The organism is Undibacterium sp. Ji49W, assembly GCF_049340205.1.
In the GTDB taxonomy this organism is placed as follows: Bacteria; Pseudomonadota; Gammaproteobacteria; order Burkholderiales; family Burkholderiaceae_D; genus Undibacterium.
Map to the genome: position 1 here is coordinate 1 of NZ_JBMPOW010000026.1, position 16,698 is coordinate 16,698.

Genomic DNA, 16,698 nt, shown 5'->3' on the forward strand with positions numbered 1-16,698 from the left:
TTCAATCGCATAAAGCAATTCCGCAGGCTTGCAACACGGTATGAAAAATTGGATAGAAACTTCCTTTCCTTCATCAATCTTGTATTTGCTTACCTTTGGATTTATTGAATGTTAACAGCCCCTAGTAGTTTCAGTACTTCATAACAACGACAGGACACGGACATGCCTACACACACAATCATTCTTGCTCATGGTGTTCTTGGATTTGGTCATTATTTTGGCCTTCCTTTACCAATCGATTCCCCCATTGCCTATTTCAATGGCGTTGCCAGGCATTTGAAGAAACGTGTGGACCAGGTTTTAGAACCGCAAGTATCTCCCATCGGCTCCATTGCCGAACGTGCAGAAACATTGGCCAAGGTCATTAGCCTACAACCACCAGGGCGCATTGATGTCATAGCACATAGCATGGGAGGCTTGGATGCGCGTTATGCCCTTGCCCGCATGCCAGATGTGGCAGCCAGGGTCACGGCGCTTGTCACGATAGGAACACCGCATAAGGGCTCCCCCGTTGCAGACGCCGTGTGTAATCACATACCAAATGCTCTGACACAGGCCATTCCAGAATTCATCAAAAACCAGGCGGGTGCATTGAAAGACCTGACGACTGCAGCTGCAAAAAAATTTAATGCCACTACATCTGATGCCGAAGGAGTTCGTTATTACAATATCGCCGGCAATGCCAAGCAGGGCACGCCTTCGCTTTTTTACCCGCTGGCCACTCTGCTTGAACAATCAAATACGGAAATTAATGATGGACTGGTACTTAAAAGTTCCGCACTTTACGAAGGGCATACCCATTTGGAAGATTGGCCGGTTGATCATGCCGGTGAAATTGGCTGGGGTACAGAAGAACCTTTTCCAATTTTTGACATCTTGCCATTCACGACCAGTGCACATCTGAAGCGCTATGACGCTCTGCTGACTTTACTTTTATCGCTACCAGGCAGGTCCTGAATCACTGATTGCCAATTACAGTATGCCAGACCAAATCCGGCATACTGTATTGCGATGGCATTAAGATCACGCAGCCTCGTGCGCGGGGTGCGATTGACGGTGATATAAAAATTCCAGCACTTCTGTTCTGTATTCTGCATACTTGGGATTTTGTGCCAGTGCAACGCGGTCACGCGGTCTTTCCAGATCCACTTTCAAAATCTCGCCGATGGTCGCTGCCGGGCCATTCGTCAGCATGACAATGCGATCTGACAGCAGCACGGCCTCATCCACATCATGTGTCACCATCACCACGGTCGATTGGGTCTTGGCGACGATCTTCAAGAGCTCATCCTGCAAGTGGGCACGCGTCAGCGCATCCAGCGCACCGAAGGGTTCATCCATGAGCAAGACTTTCGGCTCTATCGCCAGCGCGCGGGCAATACCAACGCGCTGTTTCATGCCGCCAGAAATTTCATTCGGACGTTTTTTTTCTGCATGCGTCAGCCCAACCAGCGACAAGGCCTGCATGGTGCGTTTCTGTAATTTGGTATTATTTTCTGTCGCACCAAATACACGTTCCACTGCCAAAAACACATTTTCATAACAGGTCAGCCACGGCAACAAGGAGTGATTTTGAAACACCACGCCGCGTTCCGGCGACGGGCCGGAAATTTCGCGGTTAGCGCAAATCAGTGTACCTGAAGTGGCATTGGTTAAACCGGCGATCAGGTTCAGTAAAGTTGACTTGCCGCAGCCGGAGTGACCGATAAGGGTAATGAATTCACCCTTGGCGACATTCAGATTAATATCACGCAGGGCATGAAAATTACCTTTGCGGGTATGGAATACCATTTCAACCTGGCTGACTGCGATGTACTTGCTATCGATTTCGTTCATGATCATGTCCCCACATCTTCATAAGTAAAGGCGCGTGCAATTGCCACCAGGATTTGTTCAAGTATCAAGCCCACCAAACCGATCACCACGATGGCGATAATGATGTGCGGTACATTCAGGTTATTCCATTCATCCCAGACCCAGAAACCGATACCGACACCACCAGTCAGCATTTCTGCGGCGACGATGACCAGCCAGGCCGTGCCTATCGCCAGGCGCACACCCGTCAGCATATAAGGCAATACAGACGGCAGTAAAATCTTGGTGACGATTTTCCATTCAGACAAGTTGAGTACCCTGGCCACGTTCATATAGTCTTGCGGCACACGCTGCACACCGATTGCGGTATTGATGATCATGGGCCAGATCGAGCAGATAAAAATTGACCAGATCGCTGCCGGATGGGCAGACTTGAATACCAGCAAACCGATCGGCAACCAGGCCAGCGGCGATACCGGCTTCAGCAGGCTGATGATGGGATTGAACATGCCTGACAAAAACTTGAAACGTCCAATCAGAAAACCCATTGGAATACCTACAGCCGCCGCCAATCCAAAGCCCACAGCCACCCGTTTCAGGGAGGCATAGATATTCCAGCCTATGCCCTGGTCATTGGGTCCTTTTTGATAAAAAGGATCTGAGAATATATTGATGGCTTCCTGCAAGGTCACCCAGGGCGAAGGAAATGCACTGTTCTTGACCGCGATAATTTCCCAGATCAGTATCAGCATGCCTATGCCGAATAGCGGCGGCAGTACACTCAGAAAGAATGGGCGAAATGAACGCTGCTTCTTTGCAGTTGGATTTTTCACTGGTTTCACCTTTGCCGGTTTTAGTTCGACGACTGCCGATTCGGTTTTTTCCACAGCCGGCTCTTGCATTGCGCCATGTACCAAGGTATTCATTGCGACTCCTTAAGCCTTGATTTTGAAGGAGGCTGCATAGGCAGCCGGATTTTTACCATCCCAGACCGTACCATCCATGAACTTGCTGCTGCGCATGACGTCTTTGGGAACAGATACTTTGGCCATGGCCGCGCCATCCTTGTACACGTCAATGCGATTGACTGCTTTGGCAACCGCCAGATAATCAGGATCTGTCTTCAGCAAACCCCAGCGTTTATGTTGCGTCAGGAACCACATACCATCAGACAGATAAGGGAAGTTCACCGCACCGTCATTGAAGAATTTCATGTAGTTAGGATCATCCCAGGTCTTACCCAGACCATTTTGATAGCGGCCCAAAATACGCTGGTTGATGACATCGACTGAAGTATTGACATAAGACTTGTCAGCGATGGTTTCGGCCATCTTGCTCTTGTTGGACAGCGAAGCATCAATCCAGCGACTGGCTTCGAGTATCGCAGCAACCATGGCGCGCGCCGTGTTCGGATATTTCTGTACGAATTCGGAGGTAGTACCCAATACTTTTTCCGGATGGTCTTTCCAGATATCCTGCGTTGTTGCTGCAGTGATGCCGATACCATCTGCAATCGCCCTGTGGTTCCAGGGTTCACCCACGCAATACCCGTCCATATTACCGACACGCATATTGGCGACCATCTGTGGTGGTGGCACGGTAATGACCTTGGCATCTTTCATCGGGTTGATGCCATGTGCTGCCAGCCAGTAGTACAGCCACATGGCATGAGTGCCGGTAGGGAAAGTCTGTGCAAAAGTATATTCGCGCTTGTCGGTCTGCATGAGCTTGGCCAGACCCGCACCATCTACCGCACCCTTTTCAGCCAGTTTTTTGGATAGCGTGATCGCCTGACCATTATTATTCAATGTCATCAACACCGACATGTCTTTCTTGTTGCCCCCCACACCCAGTTGCACGCCATACAGCAAGCCATACAAGACATGGGCGGCATCAAGTTCACCATTCACCAGCTTGTCGCGCACGCTGGCCCAGGAAGATTCTTTGGTGGGGATAATCTTGATGCCGTATTTTTTGTCGAAACCCAGGACAGAGGCCATCACCACCGATGCGCAATCCGTCAGTGGAATAAAGCCGATATGCACTTCTTCTTTTTCTGGCTTGTCTGACCCTGCGGCCCAGACACCACCTGTACTCAGACCCATGATGCCAGCTCCCGTTGCCAATGCAGCGCTTTGCAATAAACTGCGACGTTTGAAATTCGGTTCATGATCTTCCTGCTTGTTGATATCAATGATGAGAGATTTCTTGTTCGATTCCTGATTCGACATGTCTGCACTCCAGCCTGAGAAAGTTTTTCTGCAACGAAAAAAGGTGTCATTCCACGTGGTAAAAACCAGTAGAAAGACACCTTTGTCTAATGAGGTGACCGCCGTTAGTCAGTCTCATTTATTGTTTAGCGCCAGCGTTAGCACTTTCTCTTTCTTTAGCAATTGCCGTGCCAGACCTGATTCAGTGGATTTGTCTTATGAGACGGCTCTAACGATACAAAGCCAACAAGGCCAAGACCTTATTTCGCACCGGAATGACGCAGCGCACCAATTACACGCACAAACTTGGACTCCAATCCCCTGCACCCTATATTCCGCATGAAGGAGACATTTCCTAGCCACCAAGCAAATCGGCGACATCCAGCATGCGTTGTGCCAGATCAACCAGCTTCAGATTCTTTTCCATGGCTTGCTTGCGCATTCTTTGATAAGCCTCGTTTTCCGACAACTGATGCCTTTCCATCAACAAACCCTTGGCACGCTCTATGGTCTTGCGTTCAACCAGCTTGGCCTTGGTATCTGACAATTCGCTGCGCAACTTCTGGTCCGCGTTAAAGCGAGCCATAGCCACATCCAGCACAGGCTTGATACGGTCCGACTGCAAGCCGGCGACGACGTAGGCCGACACACCGGCTTCCATGGCGGCGGCCATGTTCGACTGATTGCCGTCCTCAGTAAATAATACGATGGGGCGAGGGGCGTCACGGGTCACCATGACCATATGTTCAAGAACATCACGCGAATCAGATTCGGCATCAATGATGATCATGTCCGGCTGCAATTGCGCTACCCGTTCACTCATATACATATCACCGGGAATCACGGCAATGATGTTATACCCTGCCTGCAGCAGCCCTATACGCAGGGCGCGCGAACGCGCCAGTTGCGCCTGCGCGTCTTCATGCAACTCATCCTCGGTCTGTATGACCGTATTCACCACCACGATACGCAAGCTGGGTGAAACAGACATTGTCGCATTAACACTATTCTGTTTGGTGCGCATAGATAGGCCATGGCAGATATAATCTCGGTATGCGTTCTTTAGCAAGATTCGCACCAATCCGCCACATTATTTAAGTAAAAGCATCATTTCCTGTCATTCACCGGCCCACTCCCGGCAGTTCGGACAAGGCTGTGCTCTGCGCAATTTAGAAATTAACATGATAGTTCTTGGAGTTGAATCTTCCTGCGATGAAACCGGCCTGGCCCTGTACGACACTGAACAGGGTCTGCTTGCCCATGCTCTGCATTCACAAATCGCCATGCATCAGGAGTACGGCGGTGTCGTGCCAGAACTGGCGTCGCGCGACCACATCCGGCGCGCCCTGCCCTTGCTGACGGAAGTATTGAGCAAATCCGGCCTGGAAAAACAGCAGATCGATGCGATTGCCTACACCCAGGGGCCTGGTCTGGCTGGTGCCTTGCTGGTAGGTGCTTCTGTCGCCTGTGGACTGGGCCTGGCGCTGGACAAACCGGTATTGGGCGTACATCACCTGGAAGGCCATTTGCTGTCGCCCTTGCTGGCCAGCAAACCACCAGAATTTCCTTTCATTGCCTTGCTGGTGTCAGGTGGACATACCCAATTGATGCGGGTTGACGGTGTGGGCCGCTATCAATTACTGGGGGAAACACTGGACGATGCTGCCGGCGAAGCCTTTGACAAGTCTGCCAAATTGCTGGGGCTGTCTTACCCTGGCGGCCCCGCCATTTCACGCATGGCAGAATTTGGTGATCCTGCTGCCTATAAATTCCCGCGCCCGATGCTGCATTCCAAAGATTTGAATTTCAGTTTTTCAGGTTTGAAAACGGCCGTTCTGACCGTAGTCAAAAACCATCCTGCGAATATTTGCGAACAGGACAAAGCCAATATCGCCCGTGGCTTTGTCGATGCCATTGTGGATGTGTTAACAGCTAAATGCGTGACGGCCATACGCGAGAGCGGTTTGAAGCGCCTGGTGATAGCTGGCGGTGTCGGTGCCAACCAGCAATTGCGCGCATCCCTGAATGCCGCCGCGCAGAAACGTCGCTTTCAGGTCTACTACCCTGAACTGGAATTCTGCACCGATAATGGTGCGATGATTGCCTTTGCCGGAGCCATGCGGCTCAAAAAAAATCCCGCGCTGGCAACACGGGAATATGGTTTCAATGTGCGGCCACGCTGGCCTTTGCAAGAATTACTGGAAGCCTGACTGGTGGCTCAGCCGGGTCAGACTTGGCCCGGGCAACTCTTATTTGTAGATACCGCAACCGACTATCACGCCTTCAAATTTTTCCACATACATGGATTTGGGCTCGATCTGCTTGGTGGTTGGATTGACAAATTTATAGTCTTGCCAGCCCTTGCCCTTGGCCTTGACCATTTCCAGCCGTTCGCGGATAAAAAATTTACCGTCGACGTCGGTCAGGTCTATCATGTCCTTACCTACCATCTTGGGGTTCAAATGCGCGACATTTTTACCCTTCACGTCGTACACGACTACGTATAAATCCCTGTCCTGATACTGGCCATCGCGTTTGTTGATTTCAGCAATGGTGGCTTCAATACCATTTTTTTTCATGGCATCAATCGCTTTCTGTACCATGGCTTTTGCTTCGTTGGCGGTACCATGTTCCGCAGCATGTACCGGCAAGTTCATTACTATCAGTACAAAGCTGAACAGGAGAAAATTCAGGAACCGCAAACGGTATGCACTCGCAATCATTTCCAGCTCCTTGGCATTAAATCGGCATTAATTTCTATATTGTAAAATTCAGCATAATTAACAACCTGAAAAAAATCTAGCACTATTTGCCAAATTACTTACTTTTTAACACTTTCTTTCTTGCTTCCTAAACGGCTTTCCTTACCATTCATTAAATTCGCGATGTTCTGGCTGTGGCGATAAATCAGCAAACCGCTCATCACAAAAACAGCCAGTAATTTGACATCAGGGCCAAACAGGAAGCCGTAATACAGAGGTGCGAAGATGGCCGCGATCAAGGCAGCCAGGGAAGAATAACGGAAGGCGAATGCCACAATCATCCAGGTAGCCAGTGTCGCCACACCCAACCAGATATTAATACCGATCAGGACACCAGCGGCAGTTGCCACGCCTTTGCCGCCGACAAACTTGAAAAACACCGGCCATAAATGGCCCAGAAATACCGCGATCGCCACCAGTGCAACGCTGCCATCATCCAGTCCAAACTGGCTTGCATACGTGCTGGCCAGCCAGACTGCCAGCCAGCCCTTGACCGCATCCCCCAGCAAGGTCAGCACTGCTGCTGCCTTGTTACCACTGCGTAAAACATTGGTTGCACCGGGGTTTTTTGACCCATACGTGCGCGGGTCCGCCAGGCCAAACAATTTGCTGACAACCACAGCAAACGACAATGAGCCGATCAGGTAGGCGGCAATGGCTGCCAGTATTGTATTCATCTTATTCCTTATTCTTCATGGAGAAAAATTCCCCGCAAGTATATGCCAGCAGCCAGTGCATCTGGTAAAAACCGGTACCCAGGCTGATTACTCTTCCAGGGCGCAATCGACCGGACGGGCTTGAAGCAAGCTTTCCAGCAAACCCGGTGCAATACCGACCAGGTAACCGCGCTGGCCGCCATTGATATAAATCTTTGTCAAAGCCAGTATGCTGCGCTCTACATACACAGGCATGGCCTTTTTAGTGCCGAAGGGTGAAGTACCACCAACCAGATAGCCAGAATGCTTTTGTGCATTCTCTGGCTTGCAGGGCTCTACCGATTTGCAGCCTATCTGCCTTGCCAGATTTTTGGTTGACACCTTCCTGTCGCCATGCATGAGTACGATTAAAGGTTTGGCAGCTTCATCCTGCATTACCAGGGTTTTCACGACAGCGTGTTCGTCTACCCCCAGCTCGCGCGCAGACACCGCTGTGCCGCCATGCTCTTCATAGGCATATGGATGCTCAGAGAATTCCGCCTTGTGTCTGCGCAAAAACTGGGTTGCCTGGGTGACTGAAACATGTTCTTTCTTGGCCAAAATTACACTCTCAAAAACAGGATTGGTGAAATATGCTGGTGCAAATTATAGCGTTCGATGGCCAACTTGCATAATTTGCGCCCCAATTCCCGAGGAATAAAAAAACCGACAGACAAAGCTGTCGGTTATTGATTTTAATACCGGCCTTTTTATTTTTTGGCTGCGGGAGAATTGTCGCCAATATATTTGTCTATAAAACGCAGGACAGCTTCGCCCCATTTGATGTTGTTGCTCTCTTTCGCCCAGCCATGGCCCTCACCGGTGAATACCATCCATTCCACCGTATTACCTTGCGCCAGCAGCTTGTCGCGCATTTTTTCACCATGGATCAGCGGAACCCTGACGTCTTCACTGCCATAGGCCATCAAGACCGGTGCCTTGATCTTGCTGGCATTTTCTATCGCTGACACTTTATGGAAATAGGCATCGTCGGTCTTAGGGTCACCATGCATTTTCGCGCCTATATTGTCCATGACGGGGCCCGACATATCTGACCAGTTAACCGTGAACAGCATTTTGACATCGGTCACACCGACCCAGTTGATACCGCACTTATACAGGTCAGGGTCTTTCACCAAACCGTACATGGTGGCATAACCACCATAGCTGGCACCGATGATACAGACACGATTCTTGTCAACGATACCCTGTTTGACCAGATTTTCCACACCATCCGTCACGTCATCCTGCATGGACAGGCCCCATTGCTTCCAGCCAGCGGTATGATGTTTCCAGCCAAAGCCGGTCGACATGCGAAATTGCGGCTGCAAAACTGCATAGCCGCGCGATGCCAGCATTTGCGTAATGGGGTCATAGCCATGGTGATCACGGGCATGCGGCCCACCATGAACATATGCCACCAGAGGCAGGTTTTTCGCTGGCATTCCTTCGGGCAGGGTCAGGTAAGCCGGAATATTCAATCCGTCGCGTGCTGTGTAATTGATGACTTTCTGCGCTGATAATTTCTTGCCTTCAAATTCAGGCTTGGCGACGTACACAAGTTCCAGCACTTTTTTCTCAGTGTCATAAAAGTAAACGGAACCAGCATTGTTGTCACCACGCACCGTCACCACGACATTTTTCCCACTCCACTGAAAGGAAACCTCTTGCCCGGGAAAACTTGCCCGCAAAGTTGCATCCAGTTTGGCATAGTCGTCATCGAAGTGGATCATTTCTGGCAACATGCCGTCTACGCTGACACCAATGATCTTTTTACGGAGGCCGTCTAATGCCAAATTTGATACGTCTACATCAGGATGATCTGCCACCATCTCACCCACGGTTTTTTTGGCGAAGTCCCATATATATACGGCCGTTTTGTCACGGCCATTGAAGCGGCCTGCCACCAGCAGAGTCTTATTGTCAAAATCAAAGCCCAGTGGTTGCAATTCCTTGCCCTCATCCCAATAAGCCACATGAATGGCTTTCCACGGATCGCTCTCGGCATCACGGTAATACACCACCTGTTTGATACGCTTATTATCAGGATCGACACCGTTGGACACTGCAACTCGTATCACATTGTTATGGTCAAGTAGCCATTCACTAACCTTACCGGGATTATCAAAGGTCAGCAACCTGGTCCGGCCCGTGACAGTATCAAGGCGCAATACATCCGAAGCCCCTAATTGAGCATCCCTGCCGCGGTGGTTGTTGACAACAATCAAGTCATTGCTGCCATCCAAAACGCGTGCCAACACGGAAAGCGGTTTGTAAGCGATATTGCCACCACGTGCTTCTTTTCTGGTCGGCACCAGTTTTCGGAAAGCGGAGCCATCACTATTGACGGCGAACAAGCCACCACCATCATTATCTTCCAAGACAACATCGCTGCCTCGACTCACACTAAATACCAGGCGTTTGTCATTTACCCAGCGCGGAGCAATGATGTCATATTCTGCATCCGCAGCAATCACTTTGGGCTGGCGCGAATCAAGGCTGATGATGGCCAGCACGAAACGGCCATTGCGTGGCGTCAGTACTGCCATGCTCTGGCCATCAGGTGACAAGACCGGGCGACCGCTGAATTGTGCTTTTTTAAAAAAATCTGCCACCGGTATGGATTTGTCTGCGCTCGCTGGCAGGCTCACTACCGCAGCCACCGATAACATACCGGCTATTACAGTCCTGAAAAATTGTTTCTTCACTATTTATCTCCCTCAGAAGAATCTGTTCTTGTTACTCTTTTTTATGTCTCTATATCACCATGCATCAGAAAACTGGCTGATAAAAAAATGCCGGAATTCAGTATGTACTAACCTGAGATTCCGGCACTGATCAGCTCATGGAATTACTTGAATTTGTAATCCACTGTGATCTGGAAGTAACGCCCCACTACATCATGCAGGCTGGTGATGGCAGCAATGGCTTGTGTAGACGTGGCGCTTGGTGCAAACGGAGGCATGCGGTCCAGCACGTTTCTGATGGCAAAGCTCAACTTCAGATTCTTCATCAGGCCAGAATAGCTGCCACCCAGGTTGAAAGTGGTAAAGGATGGAATGTCCTTGCACAGATTTGCATAACCCTGGGTTTCAAATACGCATGGCTGGGTGAAGTCGGCATTCGACGACATATGACCGATATGCACGGCATCCAGAGATGCCTTCCATGCGGCTTTTTCCCATGTTATGCCTGCTGTTGCCTGTACCCGCGGCTGATTACGGGAGCCAGCATATTCAATGGCTTCTGCTTCTGGAGAAGGTGCAGACTTATACGAATGGTTGTAAGTGACCCTGAGGTTAGGATTGATACGTCCATATTCGCCCAGATTGAAATTGGCGTTAACATCCATATCCAAACCACGCACCTGAGTGGTTGCCACGTTAGTCAGCAACAACCTGAGGTTGGTGATTTCACCCGCAGTCGCACCAGCGGCCTTGTCGGCTGCACTCAAAGGATCACGCGTAATGACTGCCGCCGGATTACCGGCGTAACGACCGGGATTAGCCAATACCGTGGTCAGATCAAATGTAGAAATTTCATCCTTGCGTTTGATCTGCCAGAAATCCAGACTGGCATTCAACCACGTGGCTGGTTCCCACACCAGACCCAGGGTGAAACTGTCTGCCGTTTCTGGCTTCAGATTCGGGTTGGAACCGCTTTCATAGGAGCTACTCCATTGGCAACCATTCTTGAATTTATCGTTGCAACGTTCAGGATCACGATAAGACAGGAAAGCCTTCAGAATCTGGGTGGAGTTTTCTACCAGCGTCGGCGCACGGAAACCGGTTGCATACGTACCACGTACCAGCAGTGTCGGATGGAGATTCCATTTCAAACCCACTTTTGGTGTCGTCGAATTACCATAGTCGGAATAACGGTCATAACGTCCGGCAATCTGGCCTTCCAGGGTCTTGAAAATAGGTACCGACAATTCAGCGTAGGTGGATGCGATATTACGGCCACGCGTATAACCCGGTTGCGATTGTGCCCTGTGGTACAAAGCGCCATCAATGGACAATTGCGAAGGATTGACTTCCAGGGTTTCCCGACGTGCTTCAGCACCAATAGCGATGGATAAAGGGCCGGCTGGCAACTGCATCAATTCGCCCGAGACTTTGGCATCCCACATATACATGCCAGATTTAAAATTGTCCGAAGAATCAGTCACAATTTTTTTGTACAGGTCAGCATTTTGTGCAGAGCTGCCAAACAGGAAAGTACCGCTGTTGTAGGCGGCAATAAAGGGCACTGACAAGAGGCCGGCAGTGGCCTTGGATTCGACCTTGCTGGTGTTATACATCAGCGCGGACTCCCAATCCCAGTTTGAATAGTTGCCTTTCAGGCCTGCCAGATAACGACCGAAATCGGTAGTGTTTTCCAAGCCTTGCCCAGGAAAATCTTTCAGGGATGCGCGCACACGCACGGTGCCGTTACCGCCCGCCAGTGTCTTGCCGGTAACCGGATCGATCAACTCTTTAGGATATTGTGGATGGGTAATCGGCAAAGCACCGGTATCCAAACCATTTTGGCCAGCAAACCAGTGTGGCAAACCGGTGACGATCGCTTTGTTCTGGTTGTACATGATTTCGGCAAATGCACTCGTATCGGCATTGATTTGCCACGTACCACGGCTAATTAAACCCACACGGTCTGTCTTGCCGCCAGAGTTCACCGATGCATCTTTCAGGTCATCGAATACGCAGGCGGTTCCCAGCGTGCCGGCACCGAAGAAGGTATCGGCAGGAACCAGGCTATTGGCAGGGCAATTCTTGTCCAGGCTACGGGAAACGAACTTGCCGGTGGCCTTGTCAGTCCAGTAAATATTGCCAGGAAACGTGTACAGGGAACGGTTGTCTTTATAACCGTAAGGACGCAGATCTTCTGTGCTCAGGTAATCATCGCGCTTGCTGATGAACATGGGTTTGCGCTGACGGATATCCAATGTGGCATACACATTGTAGTGATCTTCAACCAGGCTACCAAAACCATAGCTCAGGGTAGTGCGGACTTGTTCACCATCATTTTTTTGGGACTGCGAGATCGAACCGCTGATTTCAGCGCCGACAAAATTGTCGCGCAAAATAATGTTGACCACACCCGCCATCGCCTCAGAACCGTAAATCGCTGACGCACCGTCCTTCAAGACCTCGATGCGGTCAACCGCCCCTACCGGAACTGAATTCAAATCCACGAAGGTAGTTTGATATTCTGGTTGTGCGTAAGCGGCCAGACGGCGCCCGTTGATCAGTACCAGTGTTGCCTGGCTACCGATACCACGCAAGTTCAGACCGGATGCACCAGCGGTAAAACCATTGGTACGGTTTTCATCAATACCACCCTGGTTGGCAGAAATGGTTTTAAGCACTTCCGACAGAGATGTAGCGCCACCACGTACGATTTCATCACGGGTGATCACTTGCACCGGTGATGCTGTTTCGTAATTGATGCGCTTGATTTTTGAACCAGTCACTTCCACTTTCTGGACTTTTTCTACCTTCTTTTCGTCCTCTTGTGTGGTGGTTACCTGTGCCAATACGCCGGTAGCGATAGAGAACAGACCTATGCTGGATAGTGCGAATGTGAGACGACTCAGCTTCATGAATTACCTTTCTGTTTTAATTTTTTCAATGCAAGCGCGTTTCTCTTTTCTGTATCGTCGTTGCCGCCATGGATGCAGGTATCAACATCTGTCCCTTCCATACCCATCCATGACACACCATCCGGTAGCAAACAGTCCTCCTTCAAAAACCGTTTGCATCAAACACGTCTGGTATTTTCACTTGCAAAAGCACCACGACCATCGAGAGAAATTTGATTATGAGCCGTTACAGAATGTTACTTGCAGGGTTTTTAATGCTGCGTCCCGGAAGAGGAAATCTAGGATTTGTTAAATTTGGAAATATTGTTTTTCATTTTTTAACAAAAAGCACTTTTCTTATGGATTTTTCATTTCTGCCAAAATTAAGTTTTTAAAAATTAGTCTTTAAATAACTTTATAAATATATTTAGGATGTTGTATTTTCGAGTCATTTCTTTTCAGTAATGCTGATCAAACATTTTGTTATGGAAATATTGTTTATATTTTTAGTGAAAATCCCCTCACCCGATCGGTTTGCGACGCCCAATAAAAAACCCGTGCCAGAAGCACGGGTTTCAAAAACAAGCTGAAAAATCAGGCTCAGACTTACAAAAGCTTAGACGCCTGTTTTTACTAATGAGGCTTTCAAGACCTCATTCAGCGTAGCCAAGCTTTCAGACAAATGCGCACGCGACTCAGGGCTCATCGGCTTGCCGACAGCGCCACGAATGGCAGACAGCAATTGCGTAGCCTGTTCCCTTTGCAAACTGCGGGCATCTGCGGGGGCAGTTGCAGTTGGCTTGATCAGGGCATTCGACAAACGCTTCAGATGCTCGCGCTGCAAATTGCGACGGGCAGATGTTATTTCTGCACCATTGGACAATTCACTCCAGATGCTGGCTTGCAGGTTGCCGTACAGTTCATGCAAGGACAGCACTTTCTTAGGGTCACGCAGTTTTTCTGCCGTATTCAGCATACGCTGCGCAACCACGTCCGACATCAATTGATCCAGAGCCGCTGTTTGCAAACCCAGCAGGCGGGCCGAGATGGAGATATCGCTACGGCTAGCACGCTGGAAGTGATCCACACCCAGACGACTCAGCAATTCTGGCGTGAACACAAAGCTCTTCGCAGTGAACAAACTGTCCGACACCAGTTTCAAAGCCTGACGCTGACGCTCTACCGGCACTGGCGTGAAGGTAGCGCGACCAGTTCCGGCATGGTCCCTGAGGAAGGTGGTACCACCGACATATTTGGTCGCCAGCGGCACGGTACGGGCAAATTGACCGAAACCATACTCAAAACTGCGACGCAGACTTTCATAGCTGTCGCCGGCCTTCAATTGGCGGGTCTGCAATTTGTCCCACAGCTCACGGGAAATCGTCAGGCGCTTCTGGATATACGTCAAAGGATCGGAACCCAGATCGAAAACGTTAACATCGGGGTCAGACACCAGGGCAGCAGAGGAATCTTCATCTGTACCATAAGCCAGCAATGGCTCGGTAGAACGTGACGCAATACGTGTCAGTTCGTCTTTTTCCTTATCGGCTTCTATCGACTTGTATGCATATTCAATCGCCCAGTAATCATACGGGCCAAGTGAAGACATCACATACTCGCCCTGTGGCTCACCTTTGGTAGACAGGTTGAAGGGGATGTAATCCATGACAGAACCTGCCAGGCCATTGGCCTTGGTGAAGGCCGGGTCCTGCAATTGTTTCAATGTATAGATGGTGGAAGAACGGAAGTTGTGACGCAGGCCCAGTGTATGGCCAACCTCATGCATGATGACGTCTTTGACATAGGCTTGTGCCAATGCTTCGGCTTTTGGACTATCCATGTCCACTTCACCACGTGCTTCCAGCAATTCCATGGCAAAGCCCATTTCCATTGCCGCTTCGTGAGCGAAATCGCAATCACCGCTGTGCTGATGGCTGGCGACCTGGCCAGCCGTGTCTTCACCTACCATGCGACGCGCACCACGGGCAAATACATCGGACATGCCTATATCGGCATCCAGGATTTCGCCGCTGCGTTCATCAACACGGGAAGGGCCAATCGCAAAGCCGACATCGGCACCGACAAACCAGCGAACCGAAGCATGGCGCGCATCCATCGTGTCAAAGGTGTCACTTTCTACCTGCTGCTTGGCCACCACAGCGTTCTTGAAACCGATTTTCTCGAACGCCTTGTTCCATTCCAGGATGCCTTCGGTAATCGATTTACGGTATTTCTCAGGAACGTTTTTATCCAACCAGTACACGATGGGTTGTACCGGCTCAGACAAGGCTGCCGATGGATCTTTCTTTTCCAGACGCCAGCGGTTCACAAAATGACGTGAAGTCTTGGGTTTGATGTCATCGGTATAGTCAAAGCTGGTTGTCACGAAGTGGCCGATACGGTCATCGGCCATACGTGGGCGCATTGCTTCTTTCGGCAGGGCCGCGAAGTTATAGTAAAAGCCGACAAAGAAACTGCGCGGATCTGGTGTCGTTGTTGGCGGTGTCGGCATGGGAACTGGCGTCGGCACCAGTGGCGCAGCAGCAATTCTTGGAACGAAGAAATGCGTATTCACCAGGAAACCTGTCAATGATTCATCCACGTTGACTTTGCTGAAGCTGGTATTGGTACGGTCTATTGCATAGGCCATACGATAAGCCGATTCCAGACGCGTCGAATAGCCGGGTATATCAGAGAACAGCAAGGCACTGGCATCGATCAGGATGCCTTTCGATTCTGCATGCGGTGAACTCAGCACGGGCGCACTACCCAACAGGCTGTCAGAAAACGCCTGTGCCACAGCCTGGGCCTGTGGTGTACCAGGAGCGGCGTAATAATCAGTATTTTTTGCCAGCAATTGCACCTGGTTACCGATCTTATGGAAAACCGCCTGATGCCCACCACCCATCTGGCTACCATACAGACCGCGCTCACCAATGCTGTTCGGAATGTTGTAAGTGAACAGGAAAGGCTTGTCGAATTGCTCAGGACGAATTTCCAGCCATACCTTGTCGTCTTTCTGATACAGATTGAAAAAGCCTTTAAGCTCTTTGGCATCCTTAATGATATCTTTGAACGGACGCATTGCTGTTGGCGCAGCAGCAGGAGCGGCACCAGGCACAGGCGTGGCAGCACCGTTGGCAGCCGGAACACCGGCAACTGGTGCTGGTGGCGTTTGCGCAAATGCAGCACTACCAAGCGCACATAACAAAAGCAGCATGGTCTTTTTCTTAAAATGGCTTTCTTTTGACGATTTCATAATCAATCCTGGTTACATTAAAAATAGGCAGTCAACCCGGATCCGGGTGCTACCTGGCTGTGTTCATAGACCACATATTTCGTTACAAGTTCTTACAAGTCGCAGGAACCTTTTCACGCATTGATTTTTGCAGAATTTTCACAATTTGAAAATTTTTTCGCATTTTTTTGCGAAAAAACATATGCATTTAGATAATGAAATATTAGGTTATTGATCATATTTGCAAGAAAATAGGCTATTTTTTCTGCTTTTATAAGCTTATTACTTGAAATTATATGCAATTACGCGAATTTTCAAAAAAGTTACAAAATCGTGCTTTTTAAGAAATTTCGAAAGTAAATTTTCATTTCCTGTCTCAGTCATACAACAAGAAGTC

At 49.6% G+C, this 16,698-nt stretch carries 13 protein-coding genes; 2 read left to right on the top strand and 11 right to left on the bottom strand.

Annotation, left to right across the window (positions count from 1 at the left end; translation table 11 throughout):
• Positions 1 to 162: 162 nt before the first annotated feature.
• Entirely contained in the window at positions 163 to 957 is a 795-nt protein-coding gene (locus ACO0LK_RS24700; RefSeq protein WP_422979846.1) for a hypothetical protein, read from the top strand.
• A gap of 66 nt (positions 958 to 1,023) precedes the next feature.
• Here ACO0LK_RS24700 and ACO0LK_RS24705 read toward each other — a convergent pair whose 3' ends face one another.
• From ACO0LK_RS24705 to ACO0LK_RS24720, 4 genes are all read right to left on the bottom strand, one after another.
• Positions 1,024 to 1,836: an ABC transporter ATP-binding protein gene (locus tag ACO0LK_RS24705; RefSeq protein ID WP_422979848.1), complete on the bottom strand. Its 813-nt coding sequence runs from the start codon at positions 1,834 to 1,836 to the stop codon at positions 1,024 to 1,026.
• 2 nt (positions 1,837 to 1,838) lie between these two features.
• The gene (ntrB, locus tag ACO0LK_RS24710; protein ID WP_230412246.1) at positions 1,839 to 2,741 is read right to left on the bottom strand and encodes a nitrate ABC transporter permease; all 903 of its coding nucleotides are present in this window, start codon (positions 2,739 to 2,741) and stop codon (positions 1,839 to 1,841) included.
• Positions 2,742 to 2,750: 9 nt separating this feature from the next.
• Positions 2,751 to 3,920: a CmpA/NrtA family ABC transporter substrate-binding protein gene (locus ACO0LK_RS24715; protein WP_422979971.1), complete on the bottom strand. Its 1,170-nt coding sequence runs from the start codon at positions 3,918 to 3,920 to the stop codon at positions 2,751 to 2,753.
• Positions 3,921 to 4,380: 460 nt separating this feature from the next.
• Complete coding sequence (locus ACO0LK_RS24720; RefSeq protein ID WP_230412247.1) at positions 4,381 to 5,016, bottom strand: ANTAR domain-containing response regulator; 636 nt, start codon at positions 5,014 to 5,016, stop codon at positions 4,381 to 4,383.
• Positions 5,017 to 5,206: 190 nt separating this feature from the next.
• Here ACO0LK_RS24720 and tsaD point away from each other — a divergent pair, with 190 nt between their 5' ends.
• On the top strand, positions 5,207 to 6,235 hold the full coding sequence (tsaD, locus tag ACO0LK_RS24725) for a tRNA (adenosine(37)-N6)-threonylcarbamoyltransferase complex transferase subunit TsaD (RefSeq protein ID WP_422979851.1): 1,029 nt from the start codon (positions 5,207 to 5,209) through the stop codon (positions 6,233 to 6,235).
• Between the two features lie 39 nt (positions 6,236 to 6,274).
• Here tsaD and ACO0LK_RS24730 read toward each other — a convergent pair whose 3' ends face one another.
• The 7 genes from ACO0LK_RS24730 to ACO0LK_RS24760 form a co-directional block, all read right to left on the bottom strand.
• Positions 6,275 to 6,748: a cache domain-containing protein gene (locus ACO0LK_RS24730; protein ID WP_422979853.1), complete on the bottom strand. Its 474-nt coding sequence runs from the start codon at positions 6,746 to 6,748 to the stop codon at positions 6,275 to 6,277.
• Between the two features lie 98 nt (positions 6,749 to 6,846).
• On the bottom strand, positions 6,847 to 7,464 hold the full coding sequence (gene plsY / locus ACO0LK_RS24735) for a glycerol-3-phosphate 1-O-acyltransferase PlsY (protein ID WP_422979855.1): 618 nt from the start codon (positions 7,462 to 7,464) through the stop codon (positions 6,847 to 6,849).
• Positions 7,465 to 7,551: 87 nt separating this feature from the next.
• Positions 7,552 to 8,043 (bottom strand): Cys-tRNA(Pro) deacylase, encoded by a 492-nt coding sequence (ybaK, locus tag ACO0LK_RS24740; RefSeq protein ID WP_422979857.1) that lies wholly within the window; start codon positions 8,041 to 8,043, stop codon positions 7,552 to 7,554.
• A 149-nt stretch (positions 8,044 to 8,192) separates the two neighbouring features.
• A complete protein-coding gene (locus ACO0LK_RS24745; protein ID WP_422979859.1) occupies positions 8,193 to 10,190 on the bottom strand; it encodes a S9 family peptidase in 1,998 nt (665 codons plus the stop codon).
• 143 nt (positions 10,191 to 10,333) lie between these two features.
• Positions 10,334 to 13,084 (bottom strand): TonB-dependent receptor, encoded by a 2,751-nt coding sequence (locus tag ACO0LK_RS24750; RefSeq protein ID WP_422979860.1) that lies wholly within the window; start codon positions 13,082 to 13,084, stop codon positions 10,334 to 10,336.
• Positions 13,081 to 13,215 carry a hypothetical protein gene (locus ACO0LK_RS24755; RefSeq protein ID WP_422979862.1) on the bottom strand — a complete coding sequence of 45 codons (135 nt, stop codon included), beginning with the start codon at positions 13,213 to 13,215 and terminating at the stop codon, positions 13,081 to 13,083. The genes ACO0LK_RS24750 and ACO0LK_RS24755 overlap by 4 nt, the downstream gene beginning before the upstream one ends.
• 464 nt (positions 13,216 to 13,679) lie before the next feature.
• Positions 13,680 to 16,283: a zinc-dependent metalloprotease gene (locus tag ACO0LK_RS24760; RefSeq protein ID WP_422979864.1), complete on the bottom strand. Its 2,604-nt coding sequence runs from the start codon at positions 16,281 to 16,283 to the stop codon at positions 13,680 to 13,682.
• Positions 16,284 to 16,698: the final 415 nt, after the last annotated feature.

Coding starts and splice junctions, on each gene's coding strand:
- ntrB (WP_230412246.1), bottom strand. CDS start 2,741: ATGAATACCTTGGTACATGGCGCAATGCAAGAGCCGGCTGTGGAAAAA.
- ACO0LK_RS24700 (WP_422979846.1), top strand. CDS start 163: ATGCCTACACACACAATCATTCTTGCTCATGGTGTTCTTGGATTTGGT.
- ACO0LK_RS24750 (WP_422979860.1), bottom strand. CDS start 13,084: ATGAAGCTGAGTCGTCTCACATTCGCACTATCCAGCATAGGTCTGTTC.
- ACO0LK_RS24730 (WP_422979853.1), bottom strand. CDS start 6,748: ATGATTGCGAGTGCATACCGTTTGCGGTTCCTGAATTTTCTCCTGTTC.
- plsY (WP_422979855.1), bottom strand. CDS start 7,464: ATGAATACAATACTGGCAGCCATTGCCGCCTACCTGATCGGCTCATTG.
- tsaD (WP_422979851.1), top strand. CDS start 5,207: ATGATAGTTCTTGGAGTTGAATCTTCCTGCGATGAAACCGGCCTGGCC.
- ACO0LK_RS24715 (WP_422979971.1), bottom strand. CDS start 3,920: ATGGGTCTGAGTACAGGTGGTGTCTGGGCCGCAGGGTCAGACAAGCCA.
- ACO0LK_RS24705 (WP_422979848.1), bottom strand. CDS start 1,836: ATGAACGAAATCGATAGCAAGTACATCGCAGTCAGCCAGGTTGAAATG.
- ACO0LK_RS24760 (WP_422979864.1), bottom strand. CDS start 16,283: ATGCTGCTTTTGTTATGTGCGCTTGGTAGTGCTGCATTTGCGCAAACG.
- ACO0LK_RS24720 (WP_230412247.1), bottom strand. CDS start 5,016: ATGTCTGTTTCACCCAGCTTGCGTATCGTGGTGGTGAATACGGTCATA.